This window comes from Bradyrhizobium sp. Kon58, assembly GCF_055807455.1.
On the sequence record NZ_JBVVOT010000003.1, the window covers coordinates 475,877 to 491,173 of the forward strand.

Here is a 15,297-nt window from a genome sequence, read left to right on the forward strand (position 1 = left end):
TATCACCTCTCGACGGGCGTCGAACACCGCGCCTATGGCATCGTTTCTGTTTAGCCAAGCAGGGCCACCGTCAGCTTACCGACCCGCCTCTGTCAACAGTCGCTGAGAAAGGACAGCCTCAACATTCTCCGATACCTCAACGCCGACGATTGGACGACCCGGCTCGACGGTATATTTTAACGCCGTACTTCGGTGCATCAGGGTAAACCGATCCAGCGCACAAATGCAGGACGCGCGCAGCCTTCCGATTTCGTCGCCGTGATGCTCCACTACTGGCGAAATCGTCGCAAGCCTGGGAAACTCCGCTTTCCCTTCTAGCCAACTCGGCTTGATCGGTGCACTCCCGTTGTCTGACGAGAGCCAGCGGAATACCTCGTGAATGCACCTCTGCGGATAATATTCGGAAAGCCGATATAGATCACTATAGAATTGCGGTTTCTGGTGGAAGAGTTCTTCACCTAGTAGTAGCACCGACACTGCCACGATCCGGGCCGAGAAGCGGCCGCTTGGACCAAGCGTATTCTTGTAAGGATTTTTTCCGTAAAACACACGAAATTGGCCAAATAGGTCCGGTGACATATGTTCATAAAAGCGCGTCAGAATATAGTTTGCTGACTCAAGGCGCGCCAAGCAAAGCGCAAGACATTGCCCCGCATCCACCTCGGCCGCATCACGCAAGTCAAGGAGAGCGTCCATTGCTGATTGCAATTCGCTCTCGATGATCTGATGGCCTAAGCAAAAATCTCGTTCCTCGACCCCGGCCGCGCCGAGGCAGTATACGCGTGGATCGTTCTGCAACGGATTAGTAAGGATCATATCTTCATAGGAGAGGACCTCGATGCCGGGTTGCCGGTCACAACTTGATCGCGCAAGGCGGCTCAGTGCCTCTCCCACCGTCAGCTCGGCGTCCAGGGGGTGAAGGCCGGCAAACGCAGACATCTGATAAGCACAATTTACGAGATATTGGATATCTGTCTTAGCGATCTCGAAGTCGGACTGCGGAAGACTTCGCAGCAACGCATCATAGTCACTCGCGGCGATCATCGCGTGGACGCTGCGTCCAAGCGCCTTAACCGCTTCATCTGGTCGTTCACTGCATTTGATTTCCGCAATGCAGTGCGGCAGTTCATCGGTGACAAAATTGCTGACCAGCCCAAGCGGACGTTCTCGCTGCCGCCGATCAATACTATCGGCCAGATGCAAAAATATGTCGTGCCCTTCGCAAGGCGAGCTTTGCGGAGTGGAAACGGAAAAAGGAGTGACCATAAACGAGCCCGCCCGCGGCTTCATCGAAATGCAACTTGCATTTCGGTACTTGATCCGTATCGAGCGGCCGGTGAGTAATCATGCTTTTCGAGCAGATCAGTTCGTTTGTCTGCTATCCTACTGTCGTTATACGCGACCTGCTCAAGTATATTGTTCGAGAAGAATAGCAGCGATACCGCGCCCGAATTGATGGTGCCGGCGGCAGTTAACGAAAGCAGGCCGTCATTTGAAATGCAGATGAGGCCTGCCTCATTCAACTTTTCCAGCTCGCGGCCAAAGCATTTCTCAATCGACACCCCAAACTCCCGCTCGAAGCGGGAGAGCGACACTCCACTGCTTCGCAGGGCAAACATTACTGTTCTGCGCATGAGATCATCTTGCGACAGGACAACACCCTTCCACACTGGCTTCTCGCCAGCCTCGACCCTATATAGGTAACGATCTAAATCTGCCTCGTTATAGAACTGGCACTGGCTCATGTAGCCAAATCCGGCAACCCCAAACGGAACCAGATTATTGTCGTTCCAGGAATCGTATTTGCGGCGCTGTTGAACCGAGTGTGGCTGCGACTGCTTACTCCAGTAGAAAATCGGCCCGTGACGATAGCCCAGTGTCGTGAGGATGTGCTCGGCCATAAAATGCATGATAATGCGCTCCTTAGCCCCGGCGAATTGATATCGTCCCTGAGCCAAATGGCGGGCCACGGGGTCTGTAGATTTGAACATCAAGGGGAATACATTGAACTTCTCTATCCCCAAATCTAGTAAGCCGATGAGTGAGTCGTACCAGCTACGGAGCGTTTGCTGCGGCAATCCATACATGAGGTCGAGCGAGAGATTCTCAACGCCCATCTCATTCAGCAATCTTACGAGTTGTACTACCTCGTCCACGCGGTGTCCGCGGTTTAGTATGCGTAAAATGCTCGGATCTAGACTCTGAACGCCCAATACAAAGCGGTTTACGCCGGATCTGAGCAGTGTCGATATGCGATCTGCAGCATCCACTTGCTTTGCAAGAGAGGGATGTAATTCGAAGCTCACCTCCGACTTAGACAGATCAAAGCGCCGGCCAATCATACCAAATAGCGTTTTGAGTTGACTGTTGGTCAGGAACGAGGGGGTACCGCCTCCGAAGAAAGCAGTCTCAACAGCTCTGTCAGCCAGTGCCGCGTCCGACCAACTCATCTCTTTATCTAAGTCCGCCAGATAGCGCTCCACTCGCTCGGGAGATGGATGGATTTCTTTGGCGAAGTGGCAAAAGGTGCAATGCTGATCACAGAAGGGGACGTGAAAGTAGAGATCAATTGACGGCGTAACCTGAAGCAACAAGTTTTCGGCATCTAGATCGCCCATTGCCTTGAGAGGCGGATATGTGCCGACGAGATAATCGTTGTGCGTGTCAAGGTGCAAATTCCGTGACCTCAACATGTCGAGGTTAATGTCGTAGGATCGGTCGATCGCGAATTCCAAGGCTTCGGAATAGGTCGGGGCGCGCATTTTGTTGAACTCCTCTAGCTTTCGTGTGAAGCAAGGGGCGATGGCACCTCCGTCCCTCGCTTCACATTCCGCTCTTCAGCTCGGGCTCGATACCGTAGCCATGCGTTTCGATAAAAGGCGCGGGGTTGTCGGCTCCCCCTCGAGGCAACCACCGTAGATCAGAACACGGGCCGCCATCCGCTCGGCTACACGCGAGGGTCGATTATGGTTCGGCGAGGAAGACAGATGCCGTGGCCCACGCGAATGCCCCCTCGGGCGTTGCTAAACGGCACCGAGGAAGACTTCAGGCGCAGAGGGTGCGAATACTCCTCGAGAAAATGGTGCTCGACCTCGGAGATAGCCACCCGCGGGGCAACGCGGCAAAACTTTAAGCCGGACGTAGGCAACAGCGCAATGTCCATGGCATTTTCGATCAATCGAGCAAGCTTCATTTGAACTGCTGGGTCAGCGACAGCAAGGCCGTCATGGTCGTACAGAATCTTTGGGGTGTCCCAGCAATCCACGTGCCACCAAAGCCGCTTGCGAGCCTCGCTTGAAGAGGGCAAAACCATGTTCTTCGGCGCCAACGGCGGGATACTCGCGCCTCAGTGTCTGGTCCCCGACATTAACGTCTTCAGCCGGACACGGCTGAACACGACAAACGCGGAATGTTGAATGATGATGGAGGCCTCTCATGTTCAATCGCGAACATCTGCTGCACGACGAGCTTACGACCGAGTCGCTCGGCTGATGCAGGCAGCGTCGCTGCACGTGACGGATATGCAAATGAATTCGTCACATTGTTGCGGCGCGGGGTGGCCACGTAGAAAGTTCGCTTGCTACCATCGGGGAAGCGTTCAAGTCCGACGCCGGTGTGAGGAGACTGATATTTGCTGTGTGCGCTTTCCAGTCAGTTGCGGGCGGTTGCACGCGGCGCCGCGTCGTCAAGATCACCGGCATCGCCTTGACTGGGTGTCGACACCCCGGCGTCCCCCCCGTTGTCAGGAAGGCACAGCCGCTCATCGAGAAGGTCTGGATGCACTGCGAGGACAAAGGTTCGCGGGGCCGGACGGTTAAACTGAGGGGCAGGTTCAACGATCTCGAGATCATCACGCGGAGCAGGACCGGACGCGTCCCGATTTCGAGCCGCTGCGAGCTCGAAACTTGTCGCTCGTCTTCCTTCAAACGAGATACCCGCTCCAAAGCCGATCCGCCTTCTTGTCTTCACGCCAGGGCGAACCGTAGGCCGAGCTGCAGCTCGGCCTACCAATTTGAGTCCGCATCGATCAGAATCAAGACCGCGGTACATCAGTAGAGCGCGAGCCCTCGTGCGCAACGCGGCAGAGTTTACCTCAACTGCGGGAATCCCAAGGTCGAAAGACTTACGGTAGGATAGGCGTCCATGTTTGAACACCCCACGACCGCTCTATCGCAAGCGGTACTTGACGAGGTCTGCCAGACGCTTCCGCGCAAGGGGAGCGGCGCTGGTTTGGCCTCCGAGATCGTCGAAGCCGCAAAGACCGACGAAACAACGCCGAAGCTGCTGCGGCATATAGGGCGTAAAGCCCTGGCCCGAGCGTCGATCATGTGGCGTTGATCGGGCGAGGTGCGGAGTGAACTTCCAGGTCACAGTCTTGAAGATCCTGGTGAGTTACCCCCAAGGATTTGCCGTGATGGCGGACCTCAAGCGGGACATGGCAATCCTCGCGACCAGCGGCCCGGAATGGGCCGAGCGCACCAAACGGCTGGCCGCGCGCGTTCCCGGGCTGGACATTTTTTCGGACGGCCTCGTTGAGCGCCAAAACGGCGGTTGGAGAATCACGGTGAGAGGGCGAGTTGTGCTCGAGACCATGGAGGCGCGCCGAGGCCAAGACGAGCCGACGGAGAAGGTCCCAGTCGAAACGGCCGGGCCGATGCCATCGGTGCCCAGCCCTCGGAACGAGCGAACCGCTGACGCGAGCGCTTCCAGCGTCGCCGCGAAGCCCGCGAACGCGCGCGAGCGCATGCATCTTGAGGAGCAGCCGCCGAGTTCTCCCAGCGGCTCAGAAAGTCAGGTCGTTGACTCGCCTGTGGCGCACACGAACAGGTCCCCTGGGTAGGGGGTGTGGGAGCGAATTGGACTATGTCCGCCAGCAGCGGCGAAGCGCATCTCCATCCGGCAGCGCGACCCGCGCGTCAAACCGAACCGGTGCCTTTGGCGTACCGTGCGGCACGAGCGCTGGTGCTGTTACGGTTGCGGAGTTCCGGATGCCCAACTGGCCCCGTCAGCGTCCAACCATGGCTCTGACGCATATTCGATGATCGTGATTGTTTTTATGGCGCGCCAATCAGCCTAGCCTGAAGGAGATCGAGCTTAGCGCGCCCGTACATCTGCCGTTTGACCAGCTTGAGCTTGGTGATCTGAGCTTCCACTTGGCCATTGGACCAGGGTTGCGTAATAGCGGCGTGCACCGCGCCCTTATCGTTGGCAATGCCATTCGCGAACGAGGCAATGAGGCTCCGCTTGGAGTCATCAATCCAAGGTTCGAGCTCCATCTCGGCCTTCTTTCGGATCATCGCGTGGAAGCGGCCAACGAGAGCTTGGGCGTCGGCCAGCATAGGAACGTTTTGTTCGATGACCGCAAGCGTGACGGTCTCGGCTTTGGTTAGGTGGTCGCGCTTCGTCGTCATCAGCTGCGCTATCGTCCTGGCGGCGGGGACCTTCTGCAATTGTTGATGGCTGATAGTCTCGGCACGTCGCCGTCGCGTCGCCCATTCCGCCACGACGCGCAGCGATCCCTTGAAGCCTTGTCCCTTCAAGCGACGCCAGAGCTCGGCACCGTTGCGACAGCCGACTGACCACTGCGCGTCCAGGAACGGCAGATGCCCGTCCAGGGTGCTTTGACGGGTGCGGAACATATCCGTACCGCCGCCGCGGCTAATTTGGCGAACCAGATTGCGACTATGTCCTGTGCGGCGGACGATCTCCTTGAGCGACACACCGTCGCTGACGAGAGCCGTAATTACGGCATGGCTGTCCTGCCGCCGCAAATAGCCCTGATAGCGCAGCTTTTCCGCACAGGTCAGCAATTCCGGGTTGATCGTCGTCGCTCCAATTGCGGTTCGGATTCTGTTCATGGAGCGGCGCACCGCATCAAGGAAGGCCGCGCTCGCATTTTCCATCAGATGCCAGCGGTCGGCGACTTGGATGGCGTTCGGCAGCGCCTTGGCTGCTGCCTCGCCGTATCCACCACCGCGATCTCGCGACACAATGTTGATCGCTGGGTGCTTCGATAGCCACGCCCGAACGGTCGCAGTTTCCCTGTCGGGCAGCAGGGTAACGATCCGCCGGCGCTCCAAATCGCACACGATCGTCCCGTATCGATGATTTCTCCGGAACGCCCAGTCATCGATGCCCACAACAAGCAATGGATCTGTCGGCATCGCCGTCCGCCGGCGGACCACCCGCAGCAAGGTATCGTTGCTGACGGGCAGCATGAGCCGCTTGGCGAAGCTTGCCGCCGGCCGGCCGCCGAGCGCCAACCCCAAGTGATGGACGATGTATTCCAACCGTGCCGTCCGGCGCCGTCGAAGCGGGACGATGTCCTCTCCAAACCGCTCCGCGAAGATCCGCCGGCGGCAATGCGGCACCTCACATGTGAAGCGCCGCGTGAGCAATCGGAGGCGCACCCTTCTGCCCGCTGACGGCAAATCAGCCACGTGCCGGATGTATCGGCTATGGATTCGGCGCGACGCTGTCGCGCACAAAGGGCATTGGGCCTCCGCAGCCTCTGACCGAACAGCCAGAATAACCGAATCCATTGAGTCACTTACACCATCAAACACCAAACCACTCGGTACTAGCGATGAGATTTGAAAGCCCGTCCGCATGGCGCTGATTCTCCGTTTGAGAACCACAGTCGCCCGGCAAACTTCATCGGAAATGAGTCAGACCCCAACCATGACCCCGGCCTACTGCTGATTTCGTCCAGACCAGTACTGACTTGCGATGGAATAGCTGGGGTCAGCGTTCGACGCCCGGGGTGAAGTTGCTCTCCGATTCTACAATGTGACGCTTGCCAACACGCTCGACTATCTGGGATCGCTGAGGTCGTAAGAGCGGCAATGTGTGGGTGAGAGATGGGTTATTGTTCGATCTGGCATCGTCAAGCCTCGAGCAGTCCACCGGTGACGACTACAGGCGCCTGGAATGCCGCGAGTGCGGCAGGTACCCGATTACGGGTTCGGTATTGCAGATGCTGGACTCGCGACTGAGTTGAGCCATGCGACGCGTGCGATGTCGAAGGCGGAGTTCGAATCGCCGAGATAAACTCGTTCAACATGGACGACATGATCAAGGTTTTACAGACGCTGTGCGGTGATCTTCGCCGATCATGATTTGTGCATTCCAAAAAAACCGTAGCTTCGTAAGATTGGCAACAGCTCATGAAGGTTGTTAATCGTGTAGTCTGGATGCGCCGCTTGCAGGCGCGCCTCGGAAACAAATCCCCCGGTAATGGCTATACTTATCAGTCCGAGATTCCGTGCAATATCCGTTTCGATCGGCATATCGCCGATGATGAAAGTTGACGCTGGTTTCAAGTTGTTCTTCTGCATGTATAGACGAAGTCGCTCTCCTTTGCTTGTCGATTTGTATTGCGTGTCGCGGCTTTCGAACGCGAGCACATCGTCGATGCAGTCATTGATTCCAAGTCTTCTCAATTGGTAGCGCAGAGGGTCGACTATATGGTTGCTCACGATGATGGACGAAGCCCCTTCTCGGCGCGCCAACTCCAAGACTCTGCGCGCGCCCTCGCGTAGATCGGCTCTGCCCGCAAGAGCCTCATAGGCGTCGTGAAACATTGCACTCCCATCGCGATCCACCGTCGCAAGCTCGTCTCGCGATAGTCCGAGGCTGCGATAAAGAAGAGACAGCGGAACGTCGCAATGTTCCCGAAGCGTCTTCATGTCGATCGTTGTACGACCAAAGCGATCTAGAATTGCATTGGTGGTTTCGAGCAGTGCGTATGCATCATCGAGCAACGTTCCATTCCAATCGAAGACGAGAACCGGTTTCATGATCTGACCTTAAGCATAGATTCCGTGCGGGTGCCACCGTCGTTCGCCACGTATAGTAGCACCGAACTACTACGGCATGGGCATCGACACACTAGATGAGTTGAAATGCTGGCGAGAATGGAGATGATTGACGCCCGCGATCAATCGAGCAAGTTTCATTTGGACTCCTGGGCCGGCGACTGCGAGGCCGTCATGATCGTACGGGCTCTTTTCGGTGTCCCAGCAATCCACGTGCCACCAAAGCCATTTGCGAGCCCCGCTTGAAGAGGGCAAAACCATGTTCTTCGGCTCAGGCGACGGAATACTCGCGCGTTAGTGTCTGGTCTCCGACATTAACGTCTTCAGCCGGATACGGCTGAACACGACAACGCGAAATGTTGAGTATGAAGGAGGCGCCATTCGCAAGTGTTCGCGGGCGGCGCTCCATGGAGACGGGGCCTTTGCGCTGAAGACGCTCCGGTTGGCATGGGGAAGTCGGGCTTCGGCAGGCGACTGCCTGAGCAACACGCGATTTGAGGACCGCGAAGCGATCTTTCGTGGCGAGCACTCGCGGTCCTTGGCAGACTCGAGCTTCGCTGAATGCGCCTCAGGTCCGCTCATCATCCGGCTTGGGGACGCGGCCCTTGCCATCGCACTTATGTCAACGGTTACATCCAACGCACGGGCAGGGCGAAGAGGCTAAAGCCCTCGCACAATTCCCGCCAGAATATCTGCCCGCTTAAGACATTTTCGACCGTAGCAGCGCAGAAGCTGCATCGCGTGTCGCGCACGTTACGTCATCTAAAAGCGCACGTTCCTGCGACCTACGGTGATCGCGAATCGCTTCGCAAGATTAGGTGGCCGACAGTTGACGAAAGCAACAGGGGCTCAGACAGAAGAAGTTGAGCTGCTGCAAGAACACGCAAGGCTTAGAAATATGATCTAACCTGGGCATCTCCCTGCCGGGTTAACTTTGTAACTGGCCGCCCGGCAGCGCTCCTGGCAGCCTTATTGTGTTCCGGCTTGTGGACCGTGGAGGATGGTGCGCGTCAAGACTTCGACCCGCTCGGCAATTTGGCGAATTCGCCTCGCCACGTCCTCGACTGCGGTCATGTCCACCGGCTGCGTGCAGGAAATTGAGCTCATCTTCGCGTTAAGGTCCCTCAACTCAGCCTTGCAGCGATCTAACTCCGCGTTGAGCATCGTAACTTCATTCATCGCCGTTGCCCGTATTGCCGTTGCTTCCGAGAAGATGTTTGTTCGGAGCATGCACCTGATTGCAATCTTTGTCGCGCTCGCGTGGTTCCACATGGGTAGGGCATCTCGAAAGGCACAGAACGGCCAACCCAAACACAGACCGGGTCGTTCACGCGCACAGCTGCAAATGGAGTCCCCATACCCAATTTATATAAAGGAATGAATTTCAATGGCACGCGCATGCGTTCCTCTCAGCAAAGCCCGGGCGACCGGCCGCACTCGCAAGAATCCAAAACGATTTTCGGGCCGCGAAGAGCCAAACGGCTTGGGTGCGTTAGGCGAACCGCCGAAATGCTTAGGCAAACCGCACGAGCGCGAGGCGCGGCGAACGCTGTCTGATGACCTTCGATGGTTCAACCCGGAGCCACCGGACGCTAGTGGCAATGGCAAGTGGGCTGGTTGCGCGGCAAATCGGAGGCGAAGACGTTTGCGAAAGCTCTGAATCTTCTCAGAATGATGCTGAATTCCATTGGCGGCTCGCTGTCCGATGCATCGAAAGTAATGATGCCGGAAGTGGAAGATGCTGAAGACCCGGCCGCGAAATACTTCTAGCTCATTCTCAAGTACTCTCGCCTGAATGGGCATCTCCAAACAAGAGTGTAGAAGCCCGGCTGAACCGGACTTCCGCTGTTGTCGGTTGCTCACTTCGGATTGTGATCTGCCCATACGATCAGACGCCATCGAATGGTGCTTGTGCTGACGTATGCGCATGATTGCTTTGCGGAGGCAATGTGTGGCCTGCTGCAATTCCGATTTCGCGATGACAGCCCGTGCATCGGTAGAGAGCGGCAAAGGGAGCCGCGACTCCCGGCCCCTGATCCTGATCGAAACAGTCGCTGTTAGATTGCGGTAGGTAGTTGGCGTTCTTATAGGTAGCCATTCGACTTCTGTCACTAGAGTAAAGCCGGACTTGACCTCTCGGGGCTTACCGAATGTAATGCTGTTGCTGCTAACATCGGCGTTTGGCCCGCAGTCCGCAGCGTTGCGCGGGCAATCGGGGCCGCCAGTCGCAAGCTGGCGGTTCTCCCCGATTCGTTACGAGCAGTGGAACACGTTTCCCGGCGTGCAACCGCAAATAGCGGAACCTTATGCCGGCTATTCACAGCTTCCTGTGGACAACCTCATTATTCGGAAGAGATTTCGCCGCGCACCGCACGCGCTCGGCGCATGGATTAATTATGACACCCCAACAGAAAGCCGCGCTGGCATCTAGCGCTACGATGCCGGGATAAAGCAGCGAGGCGAAGTTGCCCTGTCCATCATAAGGGAGTTTCCAGACGGGTTCAGCGAAACGAAATGACGCAGAACTCGCCTCACAGGCTGGCGCTTCCCTTTCGACCGCCGTGACGGCAACTCATGAGCGCTTCCAGTTTGGGGTGGGCCTTCGCGCTGGTGTCTCGCGATATCGAGATACCCTTTTAAAGTGCGGCTTCGGTCACTGCCGGCTTTTGCGTTGAGCGCGTCTTCATCGAGCGATCCGTCGGGGAGATGATCCGCCTCCACGGTGCGGACTGGCATTCGGCGGAGAACCGACAGCTCGAGTCATGAACGTCACCCGTCGCAAGCTCGTCGTTTTCACCATCCGATTGTCTACCCGAGGTATGCTAAGTTCCATGACGGCGCCCTTGAACACATCATAACAACATCACGAGGACCGGCATGCTTCGAGCGAGGGCAGCTTGTGAAGCCAACCGGGTTGCTGGGGTGATCAGAACCAGGAATCCATCAGGTGAACAAGCTGGGAGCCCGCCGTATAAAACGCCTCCTGCGCTGCACGAAAGCGCTGGGCTTCAACGGCGGTGACCGGCAACGGCAGGTCGTTCTCCGCGATCTGCCCCAATACATACGAAGCCAAAACACTGCCAAACACAGTGCCTGGTGCGATTCCGCGGCCGTTATAGCCACTGAAACCGATGACTTTGCGGTCCAGCTTGTGAAGCCGGGGCAAGTTGTCGGAGGTCATTCCAATCATGCCAAACCAGCCGGTTTCAAACTGGACGCCCCGAAGTCCTGGAAAAAGCTTGTGCAACGATCTTTGGGCCCAAGCGCGGTGAATAGATCGCCCAATCCCCTCAAGCGCACCAACACTGCCAAACACGAGTCGCCCGGAGCGATCGAGACGAAACGAAGAGAGGACTTCTCGAGTGTCCCACACACCCTGCCGCTCAGGCAGGATCGACTTTCTCAGATCATCGGGCAGATATGGCGTGCCAAAGTTGAAATAGGGCAGTTGAATCTGTTCCTGCCGTACCTCAGACCAAAGTCCCTTGCTATAAGCATCCGTCGCGACGACCACCCAGTCGGCCTCTACAGATCCGCTTTCGGTGCCGACTCTCCAGCGGAAACCATTCTGTTGCGCCATGACGGCCTCACTATGCGTAAATATCCTGGCTCCCATCGCAAGCGCGGCCCGCGCTAACCCTCGCACATAAGCCAATGGCTGTATGGTGCCGGCGCGCTTATCGAGCAGCGCGCCGGTGTAGTCGCCACCGCCTACTTTGCTGCGTGTTGCCTCCGCATTTAGCACCAGGACGGGCGCTCCACGCTTCTGCCACTGTTCGGCACGGGCCTCAACCTCCTCCAAGCCCTTACGTCCGACCGCACAATGCAAGGTGCCGGCACGTTCGACTTCACATTCGATGTGGTGCTTTTCGATGAGCTCGAATACCGTCTGCGGTCCGCGGCCGAGCTGTTCAAGTAACCGTTCTCCAAAAGGCGCGCGGAGCGCGGCCGGAAGCGACTCGGGCATGAGCCACATGCCCGCATTCACGAGTCCGACGTTCCGCCCGGACCCGCCGAATCCTATTTCAGACGCCTCCAAAAGCGCAACACGCGCTCCACCTTCAGCTAGATGAAGGGCCGCCGACAGCCCGGTATATCCACCGCCAATCACGACGATATCCGCTGCAATTTCATCAGTAAGTGGAGCAGTTTGTGGCGCTGGTGGCGCAGTCAGCACCCACAGTCCGTGTGATCGTCGATTGTTTCGCATCCGCCAATCCTCTTACAAGTAGCTTCTTGATCGACCCGAGCTCCAGCAGCCATCGTGAATACCGCTAAGTTCTGGCGGACCTCTCTAGTATCCAAGCGGACCTCCCTAGTATCCAACACTGACGTGCCAGCGCCACACCGGCAGGCAAATCGCGGGCCAAAAGGGCAGTTCGTCATCACCCCGAAGATCAGGCCGAGCTACTAAGTTGTTGATCTGTTGAGGGCACGCGCAGCACCCACGCGGCGGTGCGCCGGAGCTCCGACTGCGCGAACAAAGCCAAAGCCCCTCGGCGCTTGCTCTGGAACGCGCCTTTGTGCGAGACAATGGGTCCCAAAAGGGCAGCAAGGGGACCACACCGTGAGAGCCTCTCTTGATGGCGAAATTCGCGACGGCCGCCATCATATGCAGATCCGGGTCTATTTCGAAGATACCGACTCCGGCCAAATTGTTTATCACGCAAATTTCTTGCGCTTCATGGAACGCGGCAGAACGAACTACTTGCGCCTGCTCGGAACGAATCAGCAAGCATTACTCAAAGAAGCCAAGAACGATGCGCCCGGTGTTGCCTTCGTTGTGCGCTCGATGACGATCGATTTTCTAAAACCGGCGGTCTTGGATGACATTCTTGACGTCGTCACAGTCCCGCAAGAGGTGAGGGGCGCGTCGATTGCCTTGCTGCAGGAATGCAGGCGTGGCGACGATCTCCTGGTCACAGCACGTGTACGGGTAGCGTTTATCTCAGCTGGAAAGGCGCAGCGCATCCCGAAGTCGCTGCGGCTCGCTATGGAAGGGCATAGATAAATCTGCCGCCTCATTCACGCGTTTGCCTTGCAGCGCTCCAACGAATTCAAGTCATCATGGCGGCGTAAGTTAAAGCAAATGGGCTGCGGCAAACCCGGGGTGGCTCAATTGCACAGTCCAGCCGAATGAATCAGAAGCCGGCGAAGAACGAAAACAAATCGGACTTCGTCGGCCGCTTTCGTCACAGCGACCACAGCGAAATCCACGTCAAGGATGACGGGCCGATTGGCGACTGGCGCGGCTATCCCGGCGGCGCTGCCGTGGCGAACTTGCGCGATCGCATTTCGCGGCTCTTCTCAAATGGCGGCACCGTCTCCATTGCCCCATGCTCCATCTGGCTGACGGCAGCGAGGCGGATGGTTTCCGAGCTGCGCGCCAACGCTCGGTGCTCTTGCCACTCCGGATAAAAAATCATGGAAGAGGGCGGAACCGAGCGCGATCATTTTCGACGAGATGGTCAAGACGGTCCAGGAGCCGGCCCAATCGAAGGCGGCCGGCGGCCTCGTCCTTGGGTCTGAAAACATCAAAGGCACGTTTGTCGGATTCATTAGAAAGTACAATCTTTATGCTGTTTTCTGGAATGCGGATCAGCACGATCGAGCGATCGTCATTCACCGTCGCTCAAAGAGGATGGATATCGTCGCGGAAATGCCGCTTACGTTCGAGACCGCGCATCGGCTAGCGCTCTTTATGCCGCGTGCCGTGCCGACAACAACATTGCGCCGGATGCGCCGCCAATCGAATGAAGGGCCGCGCGGCCATTTTCGAAGTTGGTCCGGGCCTCCAATAGGCAAAACGGTTTCGTGGGGCGCCCACTTTATGTCAGCGAGTGCCATGATATCAGAATGGCAACCGGTGGCCTGTGGGCTGCCATACCTTACTTCACCGCTTGAACGCGCGAGGATAGTGCCGTGGCTAATGACGTAGAGCTCCTGATCTCGTATTTCGCGCTTTCGGGGCACGTTTACCCGCTGGGGGCCTGCTGAGGTCACTCCATTCCAATTCAAAGGCAGGGTCGAAGGGGCAGCGCGCGCGGGGTTCAACGGGTTCGGTCTTCACTACGAAGACACGATGGTCGCGCAAAGCAAGATTGGTTTTGCGGAAATGAGACGCATTCTTCAAGACAATGGCATCAAATATCTGAAGATTGAATTTCTGCTCGATTGGTACAGGACTGACGAGAAGCGAATGGAATCCGACAAATTCCGTCAGCAAACTGCTCGATGTCTCCGCCGAACTTGGAATGCGGGATATCAAGGTGGGCCCGGGATTCCAAGAAACGCATGCCGATGTGGCGCTCCGCCCATGGTGGCCTCCGTAAGGGGACACTTGGGAATGATCTGCAACGCAGAACCTAACGCAGCGTCCGGTTCACGCATTTCTTTCGGCACGAATGTTGTGACGCAGCTACAGCAATTCGCGCGCACGTTGTTAAGACGCATGAGGCTCGGGGCACTCAAGACATGAGAGTAGAAATGAAGAACTTCTTGCTTACGACTGTGAGCATTGTGGCGCTTGGCGCAATTGCGTCCGCATCCGGTGCAGACCTGGCTGCGCAGCCCGTCCAACCTCTCTACTCCAAAGCTCCGCCGCCTGTCGCGGCTGCAATTTACGACTGGAGCGGCCTCTACGTCGGTGTGAACGGCGGCTTGGGCTCAAGCTCGAATTGCTGGGACTACAATGGTCGCACCCCTGAGGGCTGTCATGATGCGACCGGCATTACCGTCGGCGGGCAGATCGGCTATCGATGGCAGATCGGCCAGATCGTGCTGGGCGTTGAAGGTCAGGGGAACTGGGCTGATCTGAGCGGATCCAACGTCAGCATTGCGTTCGGCGATGTCGACCAGAGCAAGATTGGTGCGTTCGGTACGATGACTGGGCAGATCGGTTATGCGCTCGACACCGTACTGTTTTACGCCAAGGGCGGCGTCGCAGTGGCGAGCAACACGTATCGAGTCAACTCCGCAGTCACGGGCGCGCAGTTCGCGGGCGCTGATAGCAGCCCTTGGGGTGCTACTGTGGGCGCCGGGATCGAAGTCGGTTTCGCGCCGAACTGGTCGGTAAGCGTCGAGTACGACCACTTGTTCATGCGGGATGCCGACGTGAACTTTGTCGTGGCTGCTGGTTCGCTGGGCGGCGACCGCATCCGCCAGGATTTCGATCTTGTGACTGCGCGGCTCAACTATAAGTTCGGCGGCCCGATTCTGCTCAAATATTGATCTGAAGTCGGACTGGTGAATCGAAGGCCCCGGCTAGACCGGGGCCTTTCAGGCATCGCGCGTGCGACGCGACTGGGGGGTGACCGGAAGTCAGGAACAGCTAGCGAAACCGCGGCGAGTTCATCTTCTGAGCTGAAGTTCTAAGTCGATAAAGGACAGCGAGCATGTTCGTTTCATTCTTCCCTCGACCAAAGTTGTTCTTTGCGTCGTCAATTCTTTGGACGGCGTTGGCGATGGCGTTTTGGTATGT

The 15,297-nt window shown here is 57.2% G+C and carries 14 protein-coding genes; 7 read left to right on the forward strand and 7 right to left on the reverse strand.

All coding sequences use genetic code 11. The annotated features are described in order from the left end of the window. Nucleotides 1-75: 75 nt before the first annotated feature. Nucleotides 76-1,266 carry a hypothetical protein gene (locus tag AC0L20_RS08660; RefSeq protein WP_473251270.1) on the reverse strand — a complete coding sequence of 397 codons (1,191 nt, stop codon included), beginning with the start codon at nt 1,264-1,266 and terminating at the stop codon, nt 76-78. Nucleotides 1,267-1,286: 20 nt separating this feature from the next. Then, nucleotides 1,287-2,762 (reverse strand): coproporphyrinogen-III oxidase family protein, encoded by a 1,476-nt coding sequence (locus tag AC0L20_RS08665; RefSeq protein WP_473288192.1) that lies wholly within the window; start codon nt 2,760-2,762, stop codon nt 1,287-1,289. 874 nt (nt 2,763-3,636) lie between these two features. On the opposite strand from AC0L20_RS08665, the gene AC0L20_RS08670 reads away from it, so the two are divergent. The 3 genes from AC0L20_RS08670 to AC0L20_RS08680 all read left to right on the forward strand — a co-directional run bounded on the left by AC0L20_RS08670 (nt 3,637) and on the right by AC0L20_RS08680 (nt 4,840). Further along, nucleotides 3,637-4,056, forward strand: coding sequence for a DinB/UmuC family translesion DNA polymerase (locus AC0L20_RS08670; protein WP_425304747.1), 420 nt, complete (start codon nt 3,637-3,639; stop codon nt 4,054-4,056). 87 nt (nt 4,057-4,143) lie between these two features. After that, complete coding sequence (locus AC0L20_RS08675; protein WP_007596423.1) at nt 4,144-4,338, forward strand: hypothetical protein; 195 nt, start codon at nt 4,144-4,146, stop codon at nt 4,336-4,338. Between the two features lie 16 nt (nt 4,339-4,354). Further along, on the forward strand, nt 4,355-4,840 hold the full coding sequence (locus AC0L20_RS08680) for a hypothetical protein (protein ID WP_473288193.1): 486 nt from the start codon (nt 4,355-4,357) through the stop codon (nt 4,838-4,840). Between the two features lie 214 nt (nt 4,841-5,054). Here AC0L20_RS08680 and AC0L20_RS08685 read toward each other — a convergent pair whose 3' ends face one another. The 3 genes from AC0L20_RS08685 to AC0L20_RS08695 form a co-directional block, all read right to left on the reverse strand. Beyond that, nucleotides 5,055-6,611, reverse strand: a complete 1,557-nt coding sequence (locus tag AC0L20_RS08685; RefSeq protein ID WP_247402520.1) for an ISL3 family transposase — start codon at nt 6,609-6,611, stop codon at nt 5,055-5,057. A gap of 501 nt (nt 6,612-7,112) precedes the next feature. Beyond that, the gene (locus AC0L20_RS08690; RefSeq protein ID WP_007596419.1) at nt 7,113-7,799 is read right to left on the reverse strand and encodes an HAD family hydrolase; all 687 of its coding nucleotides are present in this window, start codon (nt 7,797-7,799) and stop codon (nt 7,113-7,115) included. A gap of 987 nt (nt 7,800-8,786) precedes the next feature. Then, nucleotides 8,787-8,996: a hypothetical protein gene (locus AC0L20_RS08695; RefSeq protein ID WP_473288194.1), complete on the reverse strand. Its 210-nt coding sequence runs from the start codon at nt 8,994-8,996 to the stop codon at nt 8,787-8,789. Between the two features lie 429 nt (nt 8,997-9,425). On the opposite strand from AC0L20_RS08695, the gene AC0L20_RS08700 reads away from it, so the two are divergent. Further along, nucleotides 9,426-9,587 (forward strand): hypothetical protein, encoded by a 162-nt coding sequence (locus tag AC0L20_RS08700; RefSeq protein ID WP_157158605.1) that lies wholly within the window; start codon nt 9,426-9,428, stop codon nt 9,585-9,587. A gap of 1,156 nt (nt 9,588-10,743) precedes the next feature. Here the strand turns inward: AC0L20_RS08700 and AC0L20_RS08705 are convergent. After that, nucleotides 10,744-12,027, reverse strand: coding sequence for an NAD(P)/FAD-dependent oxidoreductase (locus AC0L20_RS08705; protein WP_473288195.1), 1,284 nt, complete (start codon nt 12,025-12,027; stop codon nt 10,744-10,746). A 357-nt stretch (nt 12,028-12,384) separates the two neighbouring features. On the opposite strand from AC0L20_RS08705, the gene ybgC reads away from it, so the two are divergent. Both ybgC and AC0L20_RS08715 read left to right on the forward strand, forming a co-directional pair. Continuing rightward, nucleotides 12,385-12,828, forward strand: a complete 444-nt coding sequence (gene ybgC / locus AC0L20_RS08710) for a tol-pal system-associated acyl-CoA thioesterase (RefSeq protein ID WP_007596415.1) — start codon at nt 12,385-12,387, stop codon at nt 12,826-12,828. Nucleotides 12,829-12,953: 125 nt separating this feature from the next. Continuing rightward, the gene (locus tag AC0L20_RS08715) at nt 12,954-13,235 is read left to right on the forward strand and encodes a hypothetical protein (protein WP_456767971.1); all 282 of its coding nucleotides are present in this window, start codon (nt 12,954-12,956) and stop codon (nt 13,233-13,235) included. Between the two features lie 4 nt (nt 13,236-13,239). Here the strand turns inward: AC0L20_RS08715 and AC0L20_RS08720 are convergent, their stop codons facing one another. After that, nucleotides 13,240-13,443, reverse strand: a complete 204-nt coding sequence (locus AC0L20_RS08720; protein WP_473288196.1) for a hypothetical protein — start codon at nt 13,441-13,443, stop codon at nt 13,240-13,242. Between the two features lie 860 nt (nt 13,444-14,303). Here AC0L20_RS08720 and AC0L20_RS08725 point away from each other — a divergent pair. After that, entirely contained in the window at nt 14,304-15,047 is a 744-nt protein-coding gene (locus tag AC0L20_RS08725; protein ID WP_035974413.1) for an outer membrane protein, read from the forward strand. Nucleotides 15,048-15,297 lie beyond the last annotated feature (250 nt).

Coding starts and splice junctions, on each gene's coding strand:
- AC0L20_RS08660 (WP_473251270.1), bottom strand. CDS start 1,266: ATGGTCACTCCTTTTTCCGTTTCCACTCCGCAAAGCTCGCCTTGCGAA.
- AC0L20_RS08665 (WP_473288192.1), bottom strand. CDS start 2,762: ATGCGCGCCCCGACCTATTCCGAAGCCTTGGAATTCGCGATCGACCGA.
- AC0L20_RS08675 (WP_007596423.1), top strand. CDS start 4,144: ATGTTTGAACACCCCACGACCGCTCTATCGCAAGCGGTACTTGACGAG.
- AC0L20_RS08685 (WP_247402520.1), bottom strand. CDS start 6,611: ATGCGGACGGGCTTTCAAATCTCATCGCTAGTACCGAGTGGTTTGGTG.
- AC0L20_RS08690 (WP_007596419.1), bottom strand. CDS start 7,799: ATGAAACCGGTTCTCGTCTTCGATTGGAATGGAACGTTGCTCGATGAT.
- AC0L20_RS08695 (WP_473288194.1), bottom strand. CDS start 8,996: ATGAATGAAGTTACGATGCTCAACGCGGAGTTAGATCGCTGCAAGGCT.
- AC0L20_RS08705 (WP_473288195.1), bottom strand. CDS start 12,027: ATGCGAAACAATCGACGATCACACGGACTGTGGGTGCTGACTGCGCCA.
- AC0L20_RS08715 (WP_456767971.1), top strand. CDS start 12,954: ATGAATCAGAAGCCGGCGAAGAACGAAAACAAATCGGACTTCGTCGGC.
- AC0L20_RS08725 (WP_035974413.1), top strand. CDS start 14,304: ATGAAGAACTTCTTGCTTACGACTGTGAGCATTGTGGCGCTTGGCGCA.